18 protein-coding genes and 1 pseudogene are annotated in these 22,928 nt (G+C 58.2%); 10 read left to right on the top strand and 9 right to left on the bottom strand.

What is annotated here, in order from left to right; translation table 11 throughout:
* Nucleotides 1-2: 2 nt before the first annotated feature.
* On the bottom strand, nt 3-2,750 hold the full coding sequence (locus tag VGM18_08380; protein ID HEY3973005.1) for an AMP-binding protein: 2,748 nt from the start codon (nt 2,748-2,750) through the stop codon (nt 3-5).
* 146 nt (nt 2,751-2,896) lie between these two features.
* Here VGM18_08380 and secA point away from each other — a divergent pair, with 146 nt between their 5' ends.
* Complete coding sequence (gene secA, locus VGM18_08375; GenBank protein ID HEY3973004.1) at nt 2,897-5,950, top strand: preprotein translocase subunit SecA; 3,054 nt, start codon at nt 2,897-2,899, stop codon at nt 5,948-5,950.
* Nucleotides 5,951-5,962: 12 nt separating this feature from the next.
* Here secA and VGM18_08370 read toward each other — a convergent pair whose 3' ends face one another.
* From VGM18_08370 to VGM18_08360, 3 genes are read right to left on the bottom strand one after another with little or no spacing between them, the layout of a single operon-like run.
* Complete coding sequence (locus VGM18_08370; GenBank protein ID HEY3973003.1) at nt 5,963-6,268, bottom strand: hypothetical protein; 306 nt, start codon at nt 6,266-6,268, stop codon at nt 5,963-5,965.
* 1 nt (nt 6,269) lies between these two features.
* Nucleotides 6,270-6,836 carry a class IV adenylate cyclase gene (locus tag VGM18_08365; GenBank protein HEY3973002.1) on the bottom strand — a complete coding sequence of 189 codons (567 nt, stop codon included), beginning with the start codon at nt 6,834-6,836 and terminating at the stop codon, nt 6,270-6,272.
* A 56-nt stretch (nt 6,837-6,892) separates the two neighbouring features.
* Nucleotides 6,893-8,215 (bottom strand): MFS transporter, encoded by a 1,323-nt coding sequence (locus VGM18_08360; GenBank protein HEY3973001.1) that lies wholly within the window; start codon nt 8,213-8,215, stop codon nt 6,893-6,895.
* Between the two features lie 12 nt (nt 8,216-8,227).
* On the opposite strand from VGM18_08360, the gene VGM18_08355 reads away from it, so the two are divergent.
* On the top strand, nt 8,228-8,356 hold the full coding sequence (locus VGM18_08355; protein ID HEY3973000.1) for a hypothetical protein: 129 nt from the start codon (nt 8,228-8,230) through the stop codon (nt 8,354-8,356).
* A 60-nt stretch (nt 8,357-8,416) separates the two neighbouring features.
* Here the strand turns inward: VGM18_08355 and rph are convergent, their stop codons facing one another.
* From rph to VGM18_08335, 4 genes are all read right to left on the bottom strand, one after another.
* The gene (rph, locus tag VGM18_08350; protein HEY3972999.1) at nt 8,417-9,154 is read right to left on the bottom strand and encodes a ribonuclease PH; all 738 of its coding nucleotides are present in this window, start codon (nt 9,152-9,154) and stop codon (nt 8,417-8,419) included.
* Nucleotides 9,155-9,366: 212 nt separating this feature from the next.
* Complete coding sequence (locus VGM18_08345; GenBank protein ID HEY3972998.1) at nt 9,367-9,957, bottom strand: GerMN domain-containing protein; 591 nt, start codon at nt 9,955-9,957, stop codon at nt 9,367-9,369.
* A gap of 97 nt (nt 9,958-10,054) precedes the next feature.
* Nucleotides 10,055-11,593 carry an N-acetylmuramoyl-L-alanine amidase gene (locus VGM18_08340; protein ID HEY3972997.1) on the bottom strand — a complete coding sequence of 513 codons (1,539 nt, stop codon included), beginning with the start codon at nt 11,591-11,593 and terminating at the stop codon, nt 10,055-10,057.
* Complete coding sequence (locus VGM18_08335) at nt 11,580-12,887, bottom strand: DUF1015 domain-containing protein (protein ID HEY3972996.1); 1,308 nt, start codon at nt 12,885-12,887, stop codon at nt 11,580-11,582. Before VGM18_08335 ends, VGM18_08340 begins: the two co-directional genes overlap by 14 nt.
* A 420-nt stretch (nt 12,888-13,307) precedes the next feature.
* On the opposite strand from VGM18_08335, the gene VGM18_08330 reads away from it, so the two are divergent.
* From VGM18_08330 to VGM18_08300, 7 genes are all read left to right on the top strand, one after another.
* The gene (locus tag VGM18_08330; GenBank protein ID HEY3972995.1) at nt 13,308-14,312 is read left to right on the top strand and encodes a VWA domain-containing protein; all 1,005 of its coding nucleotides are present in this window, start codon (nt 13,308-13,310) and stop codon (nt 14,310-14,312) included.
* A 13-nt stretch (nt 14,313-14,325) separates the two neighbouring features.
* Nucleotides 14,326-15,399, top strand: a complete 1,074-nt coding sequence (locus VGM18_08325) for a VWA domain-containing protein (GenBank protein HEY3972994.1) — start codon at nt 14,326-14,328, stop codon at nt 15,397-15,399.
* Nucleotides 15,400-15,491: 92 nt separating this feature from the next.
* The gene (locus tag VGM18_08320; GenBank protein HEY3972993.1) at nt 15,492-17,060 is read left to right on the top strand and encodes an MFS transporter; all 1,569 of its coding nucleotides are present in this window, start codon (nt 15,492-15,494) and stop codon (nt 17,058-17,060) included.
* Between the two features lie 110 nt (nt 17,061-17,170).
* Nucleotides 17,171-18,103, top strand: a complete 933-nt coding sequence (gene cysK, locus VGM18_08315) for a cysteine synthase A (GenBank protein ID HEY3972992.1) — start codon at nt 17,171-17,173, stop codon at nt 18,101-18,103.
* 130 nt (nt 18,104-18,233) lie between these two features.
* Nucleotides 18,234-19,391: a PLP-dependent aspartate aminotransferase family protein gene (locus VGM18_08310; protein ID HEY3972991.1), complete on the top strand. Its 1,158-nt coding sequence runs from the start codon at nt 18,234-18,236 to the stop codon at nt 19,389-19,391.
* Between the two features lie 73 nt (nt 19,392-19,464).
* Nucleotides 19,465-20,280, top strand: coding sequence for a methyltransferase domain-containing protein (locus VGM18_08305; protein ID HEY3972990.1), 816 nt, complete (start codon nt 19,465-19,467; stop codon nt 20,278-20,280).
* A gap of 111 nt (nt 20,281-20,391) precedes the next feature.
* Nucleotides 20,392-20,820 (top strand): hypothetical protein, encoded by a 429-nt coding sequence (locus VGM18_08300; protein HEY3972989.1) that lies wholly within the window; start codon nt 20,392-20,394, stop codon nt 20,818-20,820.
* A 165-nt stretch (nt 20,821-20,985) separates the two neighbouring features.
* Here the strand turns inward: VGM18_08300 and cutA are convergent.
* Nucleotides 20,986-21,302, bottom strand: a pseudogene (cutA, locus tag VGM18_08295) (divalent-cation tolerance protein CutA).
* Nucleotides 21,303-21,390: 88 nt separating this feature from the next.
* Here cutA and VGM18_08290 point away from each other — a divergent pair.
* The gene (locus VGM18_08290) at nt 21,391-22,803 is read left to right on the top strand and encodes a phosphoglucomutase/phosphomannomutase family protein (GenBank protein ID HEY3972988.1); all 1,413 of its coding nucleotides are present in this window, start codon (nt 21,391-21,393) and stop codon (nt 22,801-22,803) included.
* Nucleotides 22,804-22,928: the final 125 nt, after the last annotated feature.

Raw genomic sequence — 22,928 nt, 5'->3', positions numbered from 1 at the left:
CTCTACTCCGACCCGCGCAGTTCTTCCCACATCTCGACAATCCGAGCCTTCAAATCGGCCGTAAGTTTTTCATAAGCCGCTTCCGAAGCCTCCACTTCCGGCGGGGGCACGATCGCCTGTCCAAACACCATCTTCAGTGGCGTAAATCCGCGAAATTTCTGGTTGCGCGGCCATGCCTCGTAAAAACCTTCAATCGCCACCGGAACAATCGGCACTTGCAGGTGAATGGAAAGAATCGCCGCGCCCTTCTTGAAAATTCGGGGCGTGCCGTCAATCGACCGTTCGCCCTCAGGATAAAGAACGAGCGCCAGTCCCTGCCGCAAACCGAAGGCGCCCGCCCGCATCGCAGGAACCAGATTTGCATCGGGATCGAGCACAACCACTTTGAGCGAACGCGCCAGTTTGCGCATGAAGCCCTGGCCAAAAATGTCGCTGGTGCCCACGGCAAACGTTTGCATAAATATTTCCTGCGGCAGCACGCTCGCCAGAATCAGAGGATCGAGATAGCTCTGATGGTTCGACGAAATAATGTAAGGTCCGCGCGCGGGAAGATTCTCGAGGCCACTCACCTTCAGATCGAAACGGTCCAGCGCGATCATCTGTATCACGCGCGACACGACATACCAGAGCATGTCGCTGACTCGATTGGGATGCGCCAGCGCGCGGACGTCAGGATTATCCGGCTCCTCCGCCAAAATCGATTTCCAGCCCGCGAATGTAACCCGCGTTCCTGCGCCACCCGCCCCGCTGGCGGCGCTCGCCAGCACGGCATCGACCAGATCGCGCACCGAATAAATTTCAGTCAGCTGCGATTCTTCAAGGTCTCCGCCCAGTTCGTCTTCCAGGCGGCTCAATAGCTCCACGCGCTGCATCGAGTCGAGCCCGAGGTCTAGATCCAGGCTCAGTGTCGGCCGCAGGTTCGGGGAACCGGCGCGCGCCGCCTCGCGCACAATCTTCAGCCCGCGCTGTACCTCCGGCTTCTCCATCCATGCGGCCTCTTCCGCCGTGAGCGGCTTCTCCGCTGGAAGATTTTCGGAAGAATCGTCGGCAAGTTTTCTCGCCTGGTTCGCCTTTACCCGCTTTTCCACTTCGAAGCGCTTGATCTTCCGCGTGGTGGTCCGCGGCAGATCCTCCTGCCAGATTTCATAGCTCCCGATGCGTTTCGTCGTAGCGATCTGCGGCGACAGCCCTTCAATATCGAATCGGATCGCCTCCTTCGCATTCACGATCTTGCGCTGCCGCAGCACGTCGAAGTTCGGGACAATCACCGCGTGCAGCCGGTCGCCCTCGCCGCCTTTACCTTCCAGCCCCATCACCGCGATTTCTTTGATCAATGGCGACTTCAAATAGTGCGCTTCAATCTCTTCGGGATAAACATTCTTCCCATTGCTCAGCACAATCACTTCTTTTTTTCGCCCGGTCAGAAACAGGTTGCCGTGCGCGTCGAGGTATCCGAGATCGCCGGTGAGAAACCATCCATCCCGCATCACCGCCGCTGTCGCGTCAGGACGGTTCCAATATCCCTTCATCACCACGGCGCCACGCACCGCCAATTCGCCAACCGGTGGGCCTTCTTCCTGAGGCTGTGGATCGACAATTTTTCCCTCCACCCCTTTCATCGCCTTGCCGCACGACCCAATCACGTTGTCGTCGGGAGCGTTCACATAAATGGCGGCGGTCGTTTCGGTCAGTCCCAGAGCCTGTAACACATCGATGCCCAGATCGTAGAAACTCTGCGCGATTTCAGGATCGAAGCGCGATCCTCCCGTCGCCAGGTACCGCATCTTCGGGCCAAGCGTATCGTGCACTTTACGGAAGAAGACGCGCCCCGCGTTGATTCCGACTTTCCGCAGAATGTGATTGAAAGCAACCAGCCCCGCAAAGACTTTCTGCGTCAGCGCCCCGCGTTTCTTGATTTCCTGAAATATCCGTTCATGAATCAGGTAAAAAAACTGCGGCACCACGGCGAACGCTGTGATATTCCGCTCGCTCAAGGCGCGTAGCAATTCCGTGGTGTTCAGCGTCTCCAGATAGACAACGCGCGACCCTTTGACCAGCGGCAATAACAGATTCGCCATTTGCGCCAGCACATGAAACAGAGGCAGCACGCCCAGCAGTGCGTCCGTCGGCCCAAGGTCGATCCAGTTGAAAACCGCCTCCACTTCACCTAAAAAGTTTGCGTGCGTAAGCATCACGCCCTTCGGATCGGCGGTCGTACCGGAGGTGTAAAGCAGGGAAGCGAGGTCGTCGTTGTTTGCAACCGCGGGTTTGAACTTCCCCGGTCCAGCGTCGAAGATGGCCGGAAGATTCGCGAGCCACTCGTTTCTAATCGAGTGATTCGCCATACGGTCCGGGTCCATCAGAATCAAACCCAGCTTCAGTTCGGCAGCGCCGGGCCGTACCTCCGCAACATGTTTTATGTCGCAGAAAACCGCCGACGTGCCGCTGTCTTTCAGAAGCTTGGTGAGTTGCTCATTATGGAGTGCCGTGTCGAGCGGAACCGCCGCGCAACCCGACGCAATAATTCCCAAGTAAGCGGCCACCCATCGCGGATGGTTGTCCGCCAGAATAGCTAGTCTCGATCCCCGCGCGAATCCCCGCTCCGTTATCCATCGCCCCACCGATTCGGCCATGCGCCGCAATTCGGCGTAGGTGCAGCTTTCGATGTGGTCGTGCCGCTGCAATTCCAGCGCGACATTATCTGGCCAGCGCTCGGCGCATTCGACAAAGCGATCGTAGAAAGTGGGCATGGGTCGTGGCGAATATACACGAAAATGGTCGGTAGCCGCAGTGCTCAGTGTTCCGCCGCTGCGTCTTCGTAAACTAGGCACGCATCGAATGTGCTAGGCTTTTAATGTACTGTTGGGGCGTGTAGCCCTCTGAAGGATTCCCTGGTTTGATCAATCAACTGCTAGGCAAGGTTTTTGGGACGAAGAACGAGCGCGTCATCAAGGCGCTGATGCCGAACGTCCAGGCCATCAACGCTCTCGAGTCCGAGATCCAAAAGCTCAGCGACGATGAACTGCGCGCCAAGACCGAAGAATTCCGGCAGCGCATTCAGCAGCGTTTGAGCAAGGTCGCCCCGATTTCCAAAGTCGAATCGGCAGAGCCCATCGCCAATAACGAGCCCGATCACGATGAACGCAAGGAATTCGAAAAGCGTGAGTACGAGGCTTTGCAGGAAGTTCTCAACGACATTCTCGTCGAAGCCTTTGCCGTAGTCCGCGAAGCCGGACGCCGCGTCCTCAACATGCGCCACTTCGACGTCCAGTTAATCGGCGGCATGGTCCTGCACCAGGGCACTATCGCGGAAATGAAAACAGGCGAGGGCAAGACTCTCGTCGCGACGCTTCCGGTCTACCTCAACGCCCTCAGCGGACGCGGCGTTCACGTCGTCACCGTCAACGACTACCTCGCCAAACGCGACTCCGAGTGGATGGGACGCCTCTACCGCTTTCTCGGCCTCACTGTCGGCGTCATTGTTCACGACTTGGACGACGAGCAGCGCCGCGCCGCCTACGCCGCCGACGTCACTTACGGCACCAACAACGAGTTCGGCTTCGATTACCTGCGCGACAACATGAAGTTCGATATCAGGGATTGCGTGCAGCGCGGCCACAATTTCGCCATCGTCGACGAAGTCGATTCCATCCTCATCGACGAAGCCCGCACCCCGCTCATCATTTCCGGCGCCAGCGAAGAGTCGACCGACAAGTATTACAAAGTCAACCGCATCATCCCCAAGCTCGAAAAAGGCGAAGAGATCGATGTCGCTCCCGGCGAGCCCGCGCAGCTCACCGGCGATTTCGTTGTCGACGAAAAGCATCGCAACATTACTGTCACCGACGATGGCTGGGTCAAAGTCGAGGGCCTGCTCGGTATCGGCAACATCGCCGACCCCGAAAACTGGCCGCTCAAGCATCACGTCGAGACGGCGATCAAAGCGCACGCGCTCTATCGGAAAGATGTTGAATACGTCATCAAAGACGGCGAAGTCATTATCGTCGACGAATTCACCGGCCGCATGATGCCCGGCCGCCGCTGGTCTGACGGCCTGCATCAGGCCATTGAAGCCAAAGAAGGCGTGAAGATCGAGCGCGAGAACCAGACGCTTGCCACCATCACCTTCCAGAATTATTTCCGCATGTTCAAGAAGCTCGCCGGTATGACCGGTACCGCGGAAACGGAAGCCACCGAGTTCGACAAAATCTATAAGCTCGATGTCGTCGTGATTCCCACCAACAAGCAGATGCTGCGCCTGGAGCATCCCGACATCGTCTACCGCACCGAGAAAGAAAAATATTTTGCCGCCGCCGACGAAATCGCGCAACTCGCCGAAAAGGGCCAGCCCGTTCTGGTCGGCACCACCTCCGTCGAAAAATCCGAGCGCCTCTCCGATCTGCTCAAGAAAAAAGCCATCAAGCACGTCGTGCTCAACGCCAAGTTCCACGAGCGCGAAGCCGAAATCGTCGCTCAGGCTGGACGCAAAGGCCAGGTCACCATCGCCACCAACATGGCTGGCCGCGGCACCGACATTCTGCTCGGCGGCAATCCTGAATTCATGGCCAAGCAGGAACTGGTGAAGAAGGGAGTCGCTCAGCAACTGCGCGTGGCTCAGGGCAAAATCGAAGGCCCGCAGGAAGACGGCATCACTTCCATCTTTTATTACAACGGCAACGAGTTCACCCTCCCCACCGACAAGTGGACCGAGGCGCTTGCCCGCTACAAAGAGCACACCGATAAAGAGCATGACGAAGTCATCGCCGTTGGCGGCCTGCACATTCTCGGCACCGAGCGCCACGAATCCCGCCGCATCGACAACCAGCTTCGCGGACGCGCCGGCCGCCAGGGCGATCCCGGCTCCTCGCGCTTCTACCTCGCGCTCGAAGACGACCTGATGCGCATCTTCGCCAAAGAATGGATCTCAAATCTGCTCCAGAAGCTCGGAATGGAAGAAGGCGTTCCGATCGAATCGAAGATGATCACGCGCCGCATCGAGACCGCGCAAAAAGCGGTCGAAGGCCAGCACTTCGAATCGCGCAAACATCTTCTCGAATACGACGACGTGATGAACAAGCAGCGCGAAGCCGTCTATGGCCTGCGCCGCCGCCTGCTCGAAGGCACCGACCAGAAAGATCTGATTCTTGAAGATTACGTCTCGGCAATTCTCGGAGAGTTGCTGGAAGAATATTGCCCCGCCAAAGCCCACGCCGCAGATTGGAATATGAAAGGCCTGAAAGATGCAGTGTTCACGCGCTTCGGCGTCGACTTCATCGCCGAAGGCGTCAAGGCCGACGAGATGAACCGCCAGGAACTCGGCGACGCCATCTTCGAAAAACTCAAAGAACGCTACGACGCGAAAGAAAAATTAATCGGCCCCGACGCCATGCGCCACCACGAGCGCATGATCATGCTCAGCGTGATCGACCAGCAATGGAAAGATCACCTGCTCAGCATGGATCACCTGAAAGAAGGAATCGGCCTGCGCGGCTACGGCCAGCACGATCCGTTGGTCGAGTACAAAAAAGAATCCTTCGACATGTTCGAAGCGATGATGCAGCGCTTCCAGGAAGACACGGTCAAGTACTTGTACCTGATGCAGATCCTGGAGCGTCCGCCGGATCAAGGTGCAGGCGGCCCTCCTGCGGGCGGATCGCTAAGTCCATCGCAAGCTGGACCAGATGGCCGCAGCCCGCAACCCGGAGTTCCCTCTCAACGCGACGGCGACGGCAACGGACGCCGTCCACCGCGCATGGTCTCCACATCCGCCGACGAATTAGAAGAAGCCTTCATGCGCCGCAAGCGCCGCGAACTCGAACAAGCCCGCATGGCCGGCGGAGGCGAAGCCCAGCAAGTCCAGCAAGTCGTCCGTGGCCAGGAAAAAGTAGGCCGCAACGATCCCTGCCCCTGCGGCTCCGGCAAGAAATTCAAAAAATGCCACGGGGCGTAGATTTCTCCGAGCTTAATCCCCGATAAACCTTAGATATGTCTGAGGGTGGTCCCGGCAGTGGATCGCAAGTTCACGAAGCCGCTCAAAAAGCTCTCGGCCTCCCTCGCTGGAGATTCCCTTAGCGAGTCGATCCAGTTCTTCCAGCAGTGGATACATCTGCGGCCCGTTGAAGATCGTACTCCCGTAGGGGTCGATGTATCGAAGCAGGGGGAACTCCGGGTTCTCCAACGGGAGCAACCGATTCAGTAATCCCATCGTCGGTACAAGCTCTTTTATCTTTCTCCCCTGAATTGTCTGAAGTGCAACCGAAATCGGCATGTTAGTTTCGCCGGCCTCCCACAGCCCCAAACGTCATCTCCACCGCCGCGCTCTTCGTCGCATCTTTCCATTCCTTAAACAGCGTCGCATAATTCTTAGTAATGTAGTCCCCCGCGCTCACCCCTAACTTTTTCGCAGTCGCATCGATCCACCGCGGAGCCCCTTCAATCTCGCAAAAATTCCCAATCGGAGTCTCATCCACGACCACTGCACCTTTGCCATCACGCCACTCGGCCCGAAATTTCTCATAGCGAAATGACGGCGCATAACCCAGCGCGCGCAAAATCGCATCCATCGTTTTTCCGTCCGCCACGCCCGTCTCCAATTCAACTCGGCTGCTGTGACGCGCTCGTTTCCCGCCGCTCTTGTGCGTCAGCGTCCATTCGGTTCCATACTTCCGCAGCCGCAACAATTCTTTCCGCCTCCGCAACACTCCGCCCGGCAAGTCATACAGCGTGTTCATTTCATGGGTCCGCCGCGTGACCAGCCGGAATCCTGCTGCCAGTAAGGTCCTCCGCAGCCCTCGCAAATCTTTCACTTCAAATTTGATTTCGATTTCGCGCCGCATGAAGAAAAGTGTAATAGAGAAGGGAAGCCTTCACAGAAGCATAATAGAGAAGTCGATTACAGATGCGCCGCGCCCGCCGACTGCGCGGCAATGCCAAAACTGCGTGCTCCGATTTCCTTTTCCCAATTCACTGGCTCAATCGGCCCCACGGCAAACACCCACGCCAGCGCTCCAATCCACGCGAACACTGCCGCGATGAAAAATGGCCAGTAGAATTGCCCGGTCAGCCCCACCAGATATCCCGTCAGCATCGGCCCCATTCCACCGGCAAAGTTTCCAACGAAGTTCTGGACGCCGGCCCATCTCCCCGCGGCTCGCGGTCCACCCAAAGTTTGCGTCACCGTCCAGCAACTTCCGCTCGGTCCTCCACCCATGAAAATACCCGCCAATACCAGCACCCAAACAAATATAGGATCGGGCGTAACCGCAGCCACGGCCAAACAAATTCCTAATCCCACCGATCCTACGCCCAGCAGAGTCTTACGCACTCGTGTCGCTGAAGCTCCAGCCGCAATCCATCGGTCTGATATTTTTCCGGCGGTCATCGCCGATATCGCGTAGATCAAAAAAATCAGCCCGCCCACTTTCCCCATCCGCTCCATCGAAAAATGCCGCACCCGCAGCAAATACGATGGCAACCACGTCACCAAAAAATAGAGACAATAGTTTACCGAGAACTGCCCCAGCATCGTGCCCCACGCCGACCGCTGCCGCAGAATATCGAGAATCGTGATCGCGGCCTCCGATGTCGATGCAACCACCCTGGCTCGCCGCGGCATCCAGGCCAGCCAGGGTATCAGCCACAGCAGGCTCGCCAGCCCCAATGCCAGAAAGAACGGACGCCATCCAAAACGTCCGACCGCCGTTCCTCCCAGCAGCATTCCAAGCGCTGGCCCTAAGGCCAGTCCCGTAATGAGAGCCCCGTTCGCGCCGCCCCGCCGAGCCTCGTTGAAATGCGTTCCCAAAATCTTCGAATACGACGGAAACGCCACCGACTCCCCCAGCCCCAGAATCACGCGGATCACAATCAGAGCGGCAAATCCATGCATCAACCCCGTAGCAGCAGTCGCCGCCGACCACACAAAGAAGCCCACCCCGAACACCCACTTCACGTCGAAGTGGTCTGCCAGCCACCCGGCTGGAATCTGCATCAGCCCATACACCCAAAAAAACGCCGACAGCAGCGCGCCCAGTTGTAAATCCGTAATGTGCAGCTCGCCCTTGATCAACTCCGCCGCAATCGAGAGATTGCTTCGGTCGATGTAGTTGATCAGTACCGACACGCTTAACAGAAACAGCACGCCGTTCATCCGGTCGCGGCTGGGCTCTGCGTGGGCGGTCGAAGCAATCATCGTGGGAGCAGTCGTCGAGGCGGTCATTACATCGCAATCATGGCGACAAAGCGCGACAATCCTACCACCGCGCGCAAGGCCTCGGAAATTTATATCGTGCCCAACAGTTCGGGCTTGATCGGAAACATCCCCGGGCGCAGCCAGGTGCCCGTGGGACGATTGAAATGAACCCAGAGAATAGACGTTTCAGGACGGCGCACGAGAATACATCGTCCCTGCGTGGTCGTACTACTGCGTGCGTGTCAATCCGCTCAGCACCGCTTGCTGCTTGGCGATTAGCTGCTGGACGCCTTGTTTGGCGTAGGCGATCATCTTCGCCAGTTGCTGGTCGTCGAAGACTTGGTGCTCGGCCGTCGCCTGCACTTCGACCATCTTCTGGCCGGCGGTCATGACGAAGTTCATGTCTACGTCGGCGCGGGAGTCTTCTTCGTAAGCGAGGTCGAGCAGGATTTCTCCGTCGACAATTCCTACGCTTACGGCGGCGACGAAATCTTTCAGCGGGACTGATGGCAGCGTACCCGCGTCCACTAATTGTTCTAGAGCGAGGCCGAGCGCCACGAACGCTCCGGTAATGGATGCTGTGCGCGTGCCGCCGTCGGCCTGAATGACGTCGCAGTCGATCCAGATGGTGCGTTCGCCAAGGCGCGTGAGGTCGGTGACGGCGCGCAGAGACCGGCCGATCAGGCGCTGGATTTCGTGGGTGCGTCCGCTCTGGCGGCCTTTGGAAACCTCGCGCGGAGTGCGGGTCAGCGTGGCGCGCGGCAGCATGCTGTACTCACTCGAGATCCATCCCTTGCCGGAGTTGCGCATGAACGAAGGCACAGTCTCTTCAATGGAGGCGGTGCAGATGACGCGGGTATTCCCCACTTCAATCAGAATCGAACCTTCGGCGGTGCTGATGAAGTCGGGCGTGAGCGTGACGGGACGAAGTTGGTCGGGAGAGCGGTTGTCGGAGCGATAGAACATTCGGGGATTGTAAATCAGGGCTTCCGGCTCTCGGAAGCGTCGCGACGTGGGATGTTTAGGCTGTTGCCAGGACAAACTCTTTGAATGCAAAGTTCGCAAAGAAAAGGCCGCAGAGGACGCTAAGGAGATCGGTATGGATCTGATAAGAGAATTGCGTTCGAGCTAACGGCCGGGAACTGAAAGAGCCGAAAGCCAAGCGCCGGCCGCCGGCCTTATTGCAGTTGCGTGGCTAGCTGATTGACTGAGGTGACGTCGTAGAAGGGTGAGAGATCGGCGTGGCCGGCCAAAGTTTCGCGTTCTTTGCCGTCCACCAGGATTTTCACTTTCAGAATGCCGGGAGTGTTGGCCGAGACGGTATGGATTAAGGAGGCTAACGTCAACTCTTCGACGAGAACGCCGGAGCGGTGCGTGTCGGCGAAGGCTTCGTTCAGGTCGATGACGGCGACGCCGGGATCGACCAGGAATATGCTGCGGATTTCTGATCCTGGGCCGAGAACGTGGGGCGAGGATTTGTCGAGGTAGAGCGAGAGCAGGGCCCGCAGAAGCTCTTCGGCGCGCTGCTGGCGTCCAGAGGGCAGTGGAATCTGGGCGGATTCCGCGCGCAGGGTGCCGTCTTCATCGTGAGCGACGTAGAGCGTGACGCGCTCGGTGGGACCGGCCACTGGTGGCGTGAGGGCGCGCGTATCTGTCGTCGTGGCTGGGGGCGCGGTAGCAATTTTGCGCATGTGCCAGACGTATCCACTCAAGGCAAGGGCCGCCATGAGCAGCACGGCGATCGCGATGACGAAGTGACGGGGGATCATGGGGTGCACCCTGGGAGAAGGGCGTTGGGCGTTGGGCGTCGGGCGTCAGACCCTTCGACAAACTCAAGACAGGCTCTCGGACTTGGGATTTCGCACCTCATGGCTGTGTCCCTAGCTGATCTCTTGTGGCGGCGATGGCGGTGGCTACGGCGCTGGTGACAAGTTGCTGGTAGTCGGGGGCGGTGAGTTGCGATACGTCCGAACCCTGGGGGGCAACCTCGACGGCGATGGCGGCTCCGATGATGTTATTCAGCGGGCGCAGGGCGGCAGTGAGATTGCGAACCGGGATCTGGCGGCGCTGCAATTCGGCAGCGACCGAGGTGGCGGCGCTCTGGCTCAGCGGCAAGGAAGCGTGCTGGGCGTTGGTCCAGGAGCGAAACGGTCCGCGATCGTCGCCACCATAGGGAAGCATGGCGGTGTAGATGCGGACGCCGTGGCCGTTCGATGCGGCGTGAACAGCGATGTAGATAGCTGCGTGATCGGCATTGGTGGAGATGGCGCGTTGATCGAGGGATAAGTTGGCATCGGAGTCGCGCAGGACGAGAGTGGGAATGCCGCGGCTCTCCAGTTCCTGGCGCAAACTGCGGGCGAGGGCGACGGTGACGTCTTTTTCCAGGAGAGTGTTGCTGAGAGTTTCGCCGTGGTCGTCGCCGCCGTGGCTGGCATCGACAACGGCAAAATAACGGCGCGTGGATGGGACCGCGGCGGGCTGCGCGGTTGAGGCGGGGGCCGCGGCGGCCTGGGTTGCGGGCGTGCTTCCGGGAGCGGGCGAAGTCGCATTTTGCGCCGCCGGCGCGGAGGGGGAAGAAATCGTAATTGTGCGTCCGTCGCCGCTGAAAGTGGCCATCACCGGAATGGTGGCATTGACTGTGACCACCGCCGTGCCGCTGCTTTCGCTGTAAATGGCCGAGGGGATCACCTTGTTGCCGAAGGTGAGAGTCGGCGAGGCAGGCGACACTAACGGTTCCCGAGAGAAGGTCATGCGCAGCGCGCCCGGTTCGGCGGCTACGGTGGGGTTGACCGGGCTGCTGAAATGGAAGACGAGGCGGGGAGGATTGGCGGCGGAGAGAGTGGCCGTGAAATGAGTGGCCACGCTGCCGATGAACAGGCGATCAGAGTCCTCGTGCAATGTGACTGGACCACCCAGAAAGCGTGGCAGAAGGGAAGCGAGCGAACTCACGGGGACGAGTCCGCGATTATTTTCTACCAGAAATTTGGCGCCGAGATCGGCGTCGCGGCCTTGCACGCGAGCGCGGGACTTGCCCACCTGGAAGTCGCCCTCGACGTTGTTGTAATGGATGCGCCAGCGTGTCCCCTCTGACTTCGCGCTGACCGCGCCGAGAGGTTCGAGGAGTTCGAGCAGGCCGACGTATTCGCGGCTGTCTTTGTGCACCAGAGGAAGCGAATAGTTGGCGGCTACGGAATACACCGTCAGACGTTTTTCGGGAGGGGCGCCGGAGAGGGCGAGGGCGGACAGGAGGATCGCGCTGAGAGAGGTCAGCCTGAAAACGTTGAGAATCCGGAGAGGTTGGCGCAGCGGGCGGGACGCTTGCCGGACAGCAGGCGGGACGCCGGCGCTACGTAAGGCGGCGCTAGGGGAAGCGGTGCTGCGAACGACCGTGCTAGTCCAGCGCATAGGCGGTCAGCCCACTCAGGAGCTTGGGATAGAAGTCGGTGGATTTCTGCGGCATCACTTCGCCCGCGAAGGCCACATCGCGCACTTGGGGGACGGGGCAGGCATTCATCAGGAATACGATGTTGGCTGCGGAAGTATGCGATCGAACTTGCGCCAAGGCTTCTGCGGCGTCGCGCAGGTAGGAGATGTTCTCCTGGTTGCGGATGGATTCTTCGGACAGCTGAAGCACTCCTTCTAACAGGCATTTGTGAAGTTGCACGACATCGAGCGCGCGCTGACGATCGGACAGTTCGGAAAGAAATTTCGCTGCCGCGGCTTTCGGGGAATGCAAAAGGAATACGCGGCTGGCCGCGACTGCCAGCAATGCTGTGCCTGCACGGCCGCGCTCGGCAAGCAGAGAAGTGGCGTGAGTTGCGTCGATGGCGGGGTGAATCTCGTCGATCTGAAAAAAGGCGGCGCTGTCGTTTACGAACTTGTCGACTGAGAACGAAGCGAGGGAATGCACCATGCGGTGGGTGGGCAGCACGAGCAGTCCCGGGTCGTTCATGTTCACGAAAGTCATCATGACGAATTCGTAGGGAGCGTTAGCGTCTATCTTTCGTGCTGCTGCCGCTCGACTTTCATTGCGAAAATTGAGGGCGGTTTCGTAGCGGTGATGGCCGTCGGCGATGACCAGCTTTTTGTCGCGCATGCGCTGTTGAACAGAGGCAATGACCGCGGCGTCGGAGATCTGCCAGACGCGGTGTACGACCCCATATTCGTCGGTTACGTCGATTGTGGGAGTTGCGGGTGCGCCGGAAGCGATCGCGGATTCGATCTCTCCGGAATCTTCGTAGAGAAGAAACAACTGCTCGTAGTGCGCGCGGGTGGCGCGCAGCAGATCGAGGCGGTCGGCTTTGGGCTTCGACAGCGTTTGTTCGTGGCGGAAGACAACTTTTGCGGAATAGTCTTCGACGCGGCCGAGAGCAATGAATCCGCGGCGCTCGAATTTTGCTCCCGACGGTGCCGCGAAGGCTTGGGAGTAAGCGTAGATGGAGGGCGCGGAATCCGGGCGCAGGATGCCCTGCGCCCTCCACTGACGTCCAAAGCCGGCGGCGCGGGTGTAGACGTTGTTGTCAGGCAGGTCCGGCTCGCGCTGGCCGAGGATGATGCGGACCAGGTTAAAGGGGTTGGCAGCGTAGTAACGTTCCTGCATGGCGGGAGTAATCTTGTCGTAGGGCTGGGTGACGACCTGGGCAGCGGAGATTCGCTGCAAGTCATAGCGGAGGGCACGAAAGGGTCGGATGTCTGCCATGGAAACTGTTGATTGTAACAAGTTGGCGGAGGATAGGATTGCGGTTGGGCTTACTTGAAGGGCCGATTAAGCAGAAGATTCTCGCTTGGCTTGAAGCACGGCTCCGTTCGATGACAACCCGATCGAGCTAAACCACACTACTGCTACTTGGGAAACGCAGGCGCTGGGCAACCTCCCTTGGGAAAACTACAACCAAAAGTACAGTTTTGGGCCTTGTCTCCGATTTTTGACAAAAACCCTGCTCTGCGGGGCGAAAGCTGTGCTAACATCCGCCCCATTGAGGTATTTATGGCCCGCCTGCTGAGAGATGAAAGGCGCCGGTCATCTCACCCGATGGCCCTAGTTCGAAGTGGCTGTCTGGTTCTCCCCTGGGACCCGACTCAAGCGTGGCTGCGCGAAAATTTCGGCTCCTTTAACTTCTTGCGGATTCTTCTCGTCGTCTTGGTAGGGGTGCTGGCCGTCCTTAGCATCCCCGCGTCTGCGCAAACGGATGTGAATGATGTGCATATCACGCCACGGGAAGTGGAAAAGCCACCGGAACCTCCCAAACCCGCTCTGGTGGCGTCCACCACGGGCCTGAGCGCCCACATCCGTCCGCTAAAGGTTGATGTAGATCTGGTGCTGGTTCCGGTCACGATTACCGATCCCATGAACCGGCTGGTGACCGGGCTCGACAAGGAAAACTTCCAACTTTTCGAAGGCAATGCCAACCAGGAGATTCGAACATTTTCCAGCGAGGATGCTCCCGTGTCGCTGGGCGTGATCTTCGATTCCAGCGGCAGCATGAGCAGTAAGATGGATCGCGCGAAAGATGCGGTGATCGAGTTCTTCAAGACCGCCAATCCGCAGGACGAATTTTTCATGATCACCTTCTCCGATGAGCCGGAGACGGTCAGCGACTTCACCAGCTCTGTCGATGAAATTCAGAACAAGCTGGTATTCGCCGTGCCCCGGCATCGCACCGCGCTGCTCGACGCCATTTATATGGGGGTGAGCAAGATGCGGCAGGCGAAGTATGCGAAGAAGGCGCTGCTCATCATTTCCGACGGCGGCGACAATCACAGCCGCTACACCGAGGGCGAAATCAAGTCGCTGGTAAAGGAAGCTGACGTGATGATCTATGCGATCGGCATCTACGATCGTTATGCGTCGGCGATGGAAGAGCGATTGGGCCCGCAATTGTTGAGCGACATTACGGAGTTGACCGGGGGGCGAGCGTTTACCATCGATAATCCCAACGATCTGGGCGACGTCGCCACCAAGATCGGCGTCGAGCTGCGCAATCAATATGTCCTGGGTTACCGTCCCACCAAAGTCGTCCGTGACGGCAAATGGCGTAAGATAAAAGTGAAGCTGCTGCCACCGAAAGGATTGCCGCCTCTACGGGTGTATGCCAGGACGGGATATTACGCGCCTGCGGAATAGGGCCGCGAGGGTTTTGTTTCTCTTTACGCTCGTGATCTGGATCGGCCCGCCGATGGCGGCGCCGGCTTGGTCGCAGGATGCGTCATCCCAGACCGATTCCAAGGCTCCGGCGCCATCTGCTACCGCGCCCCCGAACCCTGCGCACACGCAAAACCAGAACGATCAAACTCAGAAAGATCAAACTCAGAAAGATCAATCTCAGAAGCCCGATCAGGACAAGAATCTCAACGACCAGGGCGTGTTCGTCTTCCGCAAGGATGTGGACGAAGTCATGCTGCATGCCTCAGTGATTGACGATAAGCAGCACATCGTTACCACGCTCGATCGCGGTGCGTTCACTGTCTACGAAGATGGAAAGCCGCAAAACATTATCTCGTTCCATCAACTGGACGTTCCCGTATCAATGGGCATCCTGATTGATAATTCCGGATCGATGCGGGAGAAGCGGGCCAAGGTCAACCAGGCGGTGCTCAACCTGGTGCGCGCCAGCAATCCCAAGGATGAAGTCTTCATCGTCAATTTTAACGACGAATACTATCTCGATCAGGATTTCACCAACGATCTGTTGAAACTGAAAGACGCGCTGGAAAAAATTGACGCTCGCGGAGGCACGGCCCTGTATGACGCCATTGTCGCCTCGGCCGAGCATTTGAAGCGCTTTGCGCGCCTGGAGAAAAAGGTCCTGTTCGTCGTGACCGACGGCGAGGATAACGCCAGCAACGAAACGTTGGAGCAGGCGGTGAAGCACTTGCAGGAAGAAAACGGGCCTTCCGTGTACGCGATTGGAATTCTCGGAGATGAAGAGCATCCTAAGCGTGCCCGGAAAGCGCTGGAGATTATCGCGCAGCATACGGGCGGCATTGCGTTCTTTCCCAAGACGCTCGACGAGGTCGACGAGATCAGCCGGACGGTGGCGCATGACATCCGGAATCAATATGCCATCGGCTACAAGCCGAGCAATCCCCGATCGAATGGCGGCTTTCGCCAGATTCGCGTCGAGGCCAAGGCCAAAGGCCACGGCAAGCTGATGGTGCGCACCAAGAGCGGCTACTATGCCGGGGCGCAGGCGGCGGCCGGCAGTAAGTAATTCATTGGCTGGCGGGCAAAGTAGCGCGTTGTAGCTCACGCGCGCGCAGTTCTTGAGAACCTCAAACCCGCTGAACGGCATCCATAGCGTCGATGAGAACGCCCTCCGAAGCCATGCACCCATCAGTCGCGGACGGCGGTCCCGCTAGAGCAGAAGCGAAATCATGGATCCTCGCAGCAACAATTCTAGGTTCCAGCATGGCGTTCATCGACGGTACAGTGGTCAATGTTGCGTTGCCCGCGCTGCAAGCGAACTTTCACACTTCTGTGGTGGGCGTGCAATGGGTGGTTGAGGCGTACGGGTTGATTCTCGGCGCCTTGATTCTGGTGGGTGGTTCGCTCGGCGACTTGTTTGGCCGTCGCCTGATCTTCGTGATAGGTGTAGCGATATTCGCGCTGGCTTCCGGGCTCTGTGGAATGGCATGGAATATTCCAGCGCTGATCGTCGCCCGCAGCATCCAGGGAACGGGCGCCGCCCTTCTGGTGCCTGGCAGTCTCGCCATCATCAGCACGTCCTTCGACGAGAAGAGCCGCGGTACGGCCATTGGAACCTGGTCCGGCTTTACCGCAATCACCACAGCCCTAGGGCCGGTTCTGGGCGGCTGGTTGGTCGAGCACGCTTCGTGGCGTTGGGTGTTTTTTATCAATCTCCCTCTTGCCGCGGCTGTAATCGCGATTTCGCTGTCGAAAATCCCCGAGAACCGAAGCGCCTCCGCGGGCCGCGTGGACTGGGTTGGCGCAATGCTGGTTACCCTTGGGCTGGGCGGCGCTGTCGCCGGGTTCCTGGAGTCTGTGAACCTGAGTTGGAGAAGCCCTTTGGTACTCGGATGTGTGATCGTTGGCTTCGCCTGTCTCACAGCATTCGTGGTGGTTGAAGACCGCATAACTTTTCCGATGGTCCCGCCTGGGCTGTTTAAGGCTTCGGGTTTCGCCGGCGCAAATCTGCTCACTTTGTTCTTATATGCGGCGATCGGCATCTTCTTTTTCCTGTTCCCGCTCAACCTCATTCAGGTCCAGGGATACAGCTCAACCGCAACCGGAGCTGCCATCCTCCCTCTCATCATGCTGATGTTTCTTCTGTCGCGCTGGTCCGGCGGACTGGTCGCGCGGTACGGTGCACGAGGTCCGTTGATCGTGGGCCCGGTCATTGTCGCGCTGGGTTTCATTTTGTTTGCTATGTCTTCCCTAGCCGTTAGTTACTGGACGGCATTTTTTCCCGCGATGATGGTACTTGGGTTTGGGATGGCGATTACCGTGGCGCCTCTCACCACAGTAGTGATGAATTCGGTGGACCAGGACCGAGTTGGCACGGCTTCTGGAATCAACAATGCCGTAAGCCGAGTCGCGAGTGTGTTGGCCATCGCAGTCCTGGGCATTGTGCTTGTCGCGGCCTTCCGCGCTCATTTGGAGCGCGCACTGGCGGACTTGTCGCTAGACCCGTCGATACTGCGAGAGGTACGGGCACAAGAGACTAGGGTTGCGGGCCTACAGGTACCGGCGGGGCTTGATCCAGTCACCGGTGCCGCCATCAAGAAATCGGTTGGGGAAGCTTTCATATTTGGATTTCGATTCGTCATGCTGATTTGCGCAGGTTTGTCGATGGCAAGTGCTGCGATCGCCGGACTGATGATTCCGAAGAATCGGCAGCGGATAGCGCCATAACTTCCTCCATTTCGTATCTTCATTTCTGGAAGCATGTGCTTGGCCTTTCGGTAATTGACGATTCTGCTCGCTCCCCCGTACCCTGTAATGTGACTTCGAAAATTTCTGAAATGTCCCGCCTGCGCGTTGCCGACGACATCACTCAACTGGTCGGCGAAACTCCCATGTTGCAGTTGAAGCGGCTGGTTCCGGCCGGGTCGGCGGATGTGTTTGCCAAGCTGGAATACCTGAATCCGGGGGGCAGCGTGAAGGACCGCGCCGCCATCGGCATCATTCGACGCGCCGAGGAGGAAGGGAGGCTTGCTCCCGGCGGGACGATTGTTGAAGCGACTGCCGGCAACACCGGCATCGGCCTCGCGCTGATCGGAGTGAACCGCGGTTACAGAGTGAGATTGTTTGTGCCCGAGCGTTTTTCCGAGGAGAAAGTGACGATCATGCGCGCGCTCGGCGCCGAAGTCTCCCGCACCCCCGACGCCGAAGGTATGCAGGGGGCGATTCGACAGGCGAAGCAACTGGTGGCTATCGACCCTACGGCTTTTATGGCCGGGCAATTCGAGAATCTCGCGAACCCGGATTATCACTACGAGACCACCGCGCAGGAAATCTTCGAACAAATGGATGGCAAAGTGGATGCGGTCGTGCTCGGCTGCGGAACTTGCGGAACGTTTTCGGGAGTCGCGCGGTATCTCAAGGAGAAGTCGCCGCGCGTATTGGCCTATGCCGTAGAGACCCAAGGGTCGACGCTGGGCGGCGGAAAGCCGGGTCCGCACAAGGTGGAAGGAATTGGAACCAGCTTTACGCCCGCAACGTTTGACCGGTCAGTGTGCGATGAAGTGATGATGGTGACGGATGAGGAAGCGTTTGGCATGGTGAAATCGCTGGCCGCGCAGGAAGGCGTGCTGGCCGGATCGAGCGGCGGGGCGGCGGTATTCGGCGCGCTGAAAGTTGCGAAGAAACTTGGTCCGGAGAAGAGAGTTGTGACCATCATCCCCGATTCGGCGGAGCGTTATTTGTCGAAGAAGATATTTGAGGGCGGGGTTTAGGGCTAGCGCTTAACTGGTCTTCCGGGCAGGAACAGCAGCTTTCTCGATTTCGCAACATGGCGCAAAACGCGCCACGTTGCTTCGCTCGAAATGACAGGTTTGCAGGGCAGGGCAGACTCGAAAAGTAATCATGAAGAAAACTAAAGAACCGGGTTTTGCCACGCGCGCCATTCATTCCGGGCAGGAGCCCGATCCTTTGACCGGCTCCGTCACGGTCCCCATCTATGCGACCTCGACTTATGTGCAGCAAGGCATTGGTGAACATAAAGGGTATGAATACTCGCGCGTCTCCAATCCTACGCGGGCACGCTTGGAACAGAATCTCGCTGCGCTCGAAGGTGGGATAGCGGCCCGTGTGTTTGGCAGCGGCATGGCAGCTATCCATGCGATCGTCAGCATGCTGAAAGCTGGGGATCATGTGGTGTGCGGCAACGATCTGTACGGGGGAACGCCGCGCCTGTTCAATCAGGTCATGACGAATTTCGGACTAGAGTTTTCTTACGTCGATACCTCCGATGGGCAGAACGTCGAGAGCGCGATCCAAAAGAATACGAGGATGGTCTACGTGGAAACCCCGACCAATCCGCTGATGCGATTGAGCGATCTGGCCGCCATCAGCCAGATTTGCCGTCGCAAGAAAGTTACCCTCGTCGTCGATAACACGTTCATGTCTCCGTATTTGCAGCAACCGCTTGCGCTCGGCGCCGACATGGTGGTGCACTCGACCACGAAGTTTTTGAACGGCCACAGCGACGGGCTGGGCGGAGTCGTCGTGTGCGCGAAACAGGAGGACGCCGACAAACTGGCCTTCCTGCAAAAGGCTTCGGGTGCGATTCTGTCTCCGTTTGAATGCTGGCTGGTGCTGCGCGGTGTAAAAACTCTGGCTGCCCGTATGGAGATACACGATCGCAGCGGCCGCATCGTGGCCGACTTTCTCTCTAAACATAAGAAGGTGAAGGCGGTGTTCTATCCTGGTTTGCCCGATCATCAGCAGCATGCGCTGGCGCGACGCCAGATGAGCGGCTTCGGAGCGATGATTACGTTCGAAACGGGATCGCTCAAGAACGCCAACAAAATGCTCAAGAAAGTGCGCGTGTGTTCATTAGGCGAATCGCTCGGCGGCGTCGAGACACTCATCTCTCATCCCGCGACGATGACGCACGCGGCGCTGGGCGTGAAAGGCCGCAAGGCCATCGGCATCACGGACGGGCTGGTTCGAATTTCGGTGGGCATTGAAGATGTGGACGACATTCTCGACGATCTGGATCAAGCCCTGAACGCGATTTGAAACCTTGGCCACGGATCGCCACGGATTCTCGGGGATAACGCCGGGGCCTATCAAAAGCTTGACTCATCAATCAGTGAGTGCACAATCTTTGATTGACCAATCACAATCTCGTTCTCGCGAATGGAATTCTGCCGTTTATCATCGGCTTTCTGCGCCGCAAGTGAGCTGGGGCAAGAAAGTTCTTTCGCGCTTGCGCCTCAGCGGGGGGGAGCGGGTGCTCGATGCCGGATGCGGAACCGGTCGCCTGACTGCCGATCTCCTCGAAGTTCTGCCCGACGGGCGCGTTGTAGCCGTTGATCTTTCACAAAATATGTTGCGCTCTGCACGAGAGCATCTTGCCTCATACATTCCGCGTGTGAGCTGTATAGCTTGCGATCTTTTGCAGTTGCCGTTCGAACACGCGTTCGATGCGATAGTCAGCACGGCCGCATTTCATTGGGTGCTCGACCACGATCAATTGTTTCGGAATCTGCGTCAGGCACTGGCTCCCGGCGGATGGCTCGAGGCGCAATGCGGAGGCGGTCCGAATCTGGTGGCGCTGCGTAACCGCGCGAACACACTGATGGCGGCCGAGAGATTTGCCCAGTTCTTTGGCGGCTTCCGCGAGCCCTGGCTCTTTCAGCATGCGGAAGGCGCGGCGGCGGCGATGCGACGGGCAGGATTCATTGAGATCGAGACTTCCGCTGAAGCCGCTCCCACCGTGCTTGATAATGCCGATCAGTATCGCGAGTTTGTGCGCAACATTATTCTGCGCCGCCATCTGGAAAATCTTCCCAACGAAGACCTTCGCGCGGAATTCATGGCCATCCTTACGGATCAGGCAGCGGCCGATGATCCCCCATTCTTTCTTGACTACTGGCGGTTGAATCTGCGTGCCCGCGCCCGCTAAGGCTATCTCCTTAAGGTGATTTCTGTAGCGAAATCGGTGAGTCTACGGTATCGCCGATGCCGAATTGTAAAGACTTGTGGCGAGGGCCGGTGTTTTAGTAATCGTGCGTCAATGCATCGGCACTTCGTCAATAATTTCGTAAACCCAAAGGAGATAAAGATGAGACGAAATATTGTTTGTGGGCTCCTTTTCGTGATGGCGTCGATGGTGGCGTTCGGCCAGGCGGCAAATTCTGGCGACGCGGGACAGAATGCCAAACAAGATCTGAAACAAGACATCAAACAGACTCAGCAAGATAAGCAGGAAGTCGCCGACCAGACGAAGAAAACCGAGCAGGCTCAAGCTGGTCTAAAGAACGACATAAAGAGCGGCGACAAGGCAGCGGCGTCGCAGGAAAGTAAAGATCTGCAGAAGGACAAGCAACAGCTAAGTAAAGAAACGGCAAAGGCCCACCAGAGCGAGATGCAAACGCGTCAGCAGATGCGCCAGATGAAAATGAATGCGCGGGCAGCCGGCCCCCGAGGCGGCGGACATCGGTAAAACTGAGTAATAAGCGGCACAGATACTCAATTGTTGGCGAAGCGATGGGGCGGCGGGACTTGTTCTCGCTGCCCCATCTTATATTTCACCGAGCTTATTTCCATCGAGCTTATTTCCTCGAGCTTATTTCATCGAACTTATTTCATCGAACTTATTTCATCGAGCTTATTTCAGCGAACTATGAATCCATTCCAAATACTCCGCGCTGCCGTCGTCGATGCTAATCGCGACGCACTCCGGCAGTTCGTAGGAGTGAAGTTGCCGCACCGCGTCACGGACGGCGGAAATCGTTCCGCCGTTGTCTTGATCAGCAGCAGCCATTCGCCGCTCGACTCGACCTTCCCTTGCCACCGGTAGACCGATTCAATGCGTGGGATGATGTTGACGCAGGCGGCGAGCCGGTGCTCGACGAGGTGCCGTGCGATCTTGCGGGCTTCGTCTTCGGATCCCGCAGTGGACAGGACGATTCGTTTGTCGGTCATATAAAATCAGCCCTCAGCTCTCAGCCCGAAGCTTTCAGTTTGGGTGCCGAGAGAGTAGCATTTTTGTGCGATGAACGAGGGCCGAAGTATGCTAACGCAAATCAAGTTTGGCACATCGGGATGGCGGGCGGTGATGGCCGAGGAGTTTACGTTCCTCAATGTGCGGCGCGCGGTAGTTGGGATTGCCCGCTATGTGGCGGCGCAGAAGCCCCGGGGCGCACGGGTGATCGTGGGCCGCGATCCGCGTTTTCTTGGCGAAACATTCTGCTCGACGGCGGCGGAGATCCTCGCGGCTCACGGCATCACGCCGCTGGTAGCCGCCGATCCCGCCCCGACTCCGGCTTTTGCCCATGCTGTGGTTCACAACCAGGCAGACGGCGTCATCAATTTCACCGCTTCACATAATCCCCCCGAATACAACGGCATCAAGTTTTCCACGCCCGATGGCTGCCCGGCCCTGCCGGAAGTCACAAAGAAAATCGAAGCTGAAATTGTTGCAGGAGACAACAGCTCGGCCAAAGCCGAAGCTTCTTCACCAGTCTCTATCACTCACGCCTCGCTCGATCCCAAGCCGGCATACTTGAAACGCCTGGGAGAGATCGTCGATCTGGAAGCGATTCGCAAGGCAAATCTGCGCGTGGCCTTCGATCCCATGTGGGGCGCGGCTCGCGGATACTCCGACGAATTGCTGCGCACGGCAGGCTTGCAGGTTGCGACCGTGCACGATTATCGCGACGTCCTGTTCGGCGGACACGCGCCGGAGCCGGACGATCATCTGCTGGAAGATCTGCGAAAAAAGATGCGCGAGACCAGCGCCCAGATCGGCATTGCCACTGACGGCGATGCCGACCGTTTCGGCATTGTCGACGCCGACGGGACCTTTCTTCAGCCCAACTACATCATCGCGCTGCTCTTCGATTATCTGGTCGAAAGCCGGGGCTGGAAAAACGGCGTCGCCAAGTCGGTGGCGACGACGAATCTCATCAACGCGCTGGCCGAGCGCCATAGCGTGGAATTGTACGAGACTCCGGTGGGCTTCAAGTACATCGGCGAACTCATCATGCAGGACAAGATTGCGATTGGCGGCGAAGAGAGCGCGGGCCTGTCGATCCGCCATCACGTTCCCGAGAAGGACGGCGTTCTGGCCGGCCTGTTGTGCTGCGAAGCCGTAGCGCGCCGCGGGCAGTCGCTGGGCGAACAGTTAAAGGCGATCAGTAACCAGGTTGGTTCCTATTATCCGGAACGGCAGAACTTCCGCTTGACGCCCGAGGTGAAAGCCAAGTTCACTGAGAAGTTGAAGTCCGATCCGCGGGATTTCTGCGGCCGCGAGGTCGGCGAGGTTGTGCGCACCGACGGATTGAAGCTGCTGTTCAGCGACGGGTCGTGGGTTTGTTACCGACTATCGGGAACTGAGCCGGTGGTGCGCGTTTACACCGAAGCGCGCAGCGAGAAGGGATTGGAGAAGTTGAGCACGGCGGCGAAGAATTGGATTTTCGAATAGGCGGATTTTGGTCGACGGATTTGGCTTACGCGTTGGCCAGTTAAGCTTGAGATCCCCGTCGAGTCCGTTCCGGACGTGCTCTCGTCCCGCCTGAAATGCGGCTACGCTCGGAATGACAATTACCT

The organism is Candidatus Sulfotelmatobacter sp. (assembly GCA_036500765.1).
Lineage (GTDB): Bacteria > Acidobacteriota > Terriglobia > Terriglobales > Acidobacteriaceae > Sulfotelmatobacter.
This window is presented reverse-complemented; position numbering and strand designations above follow the sequence as displayed.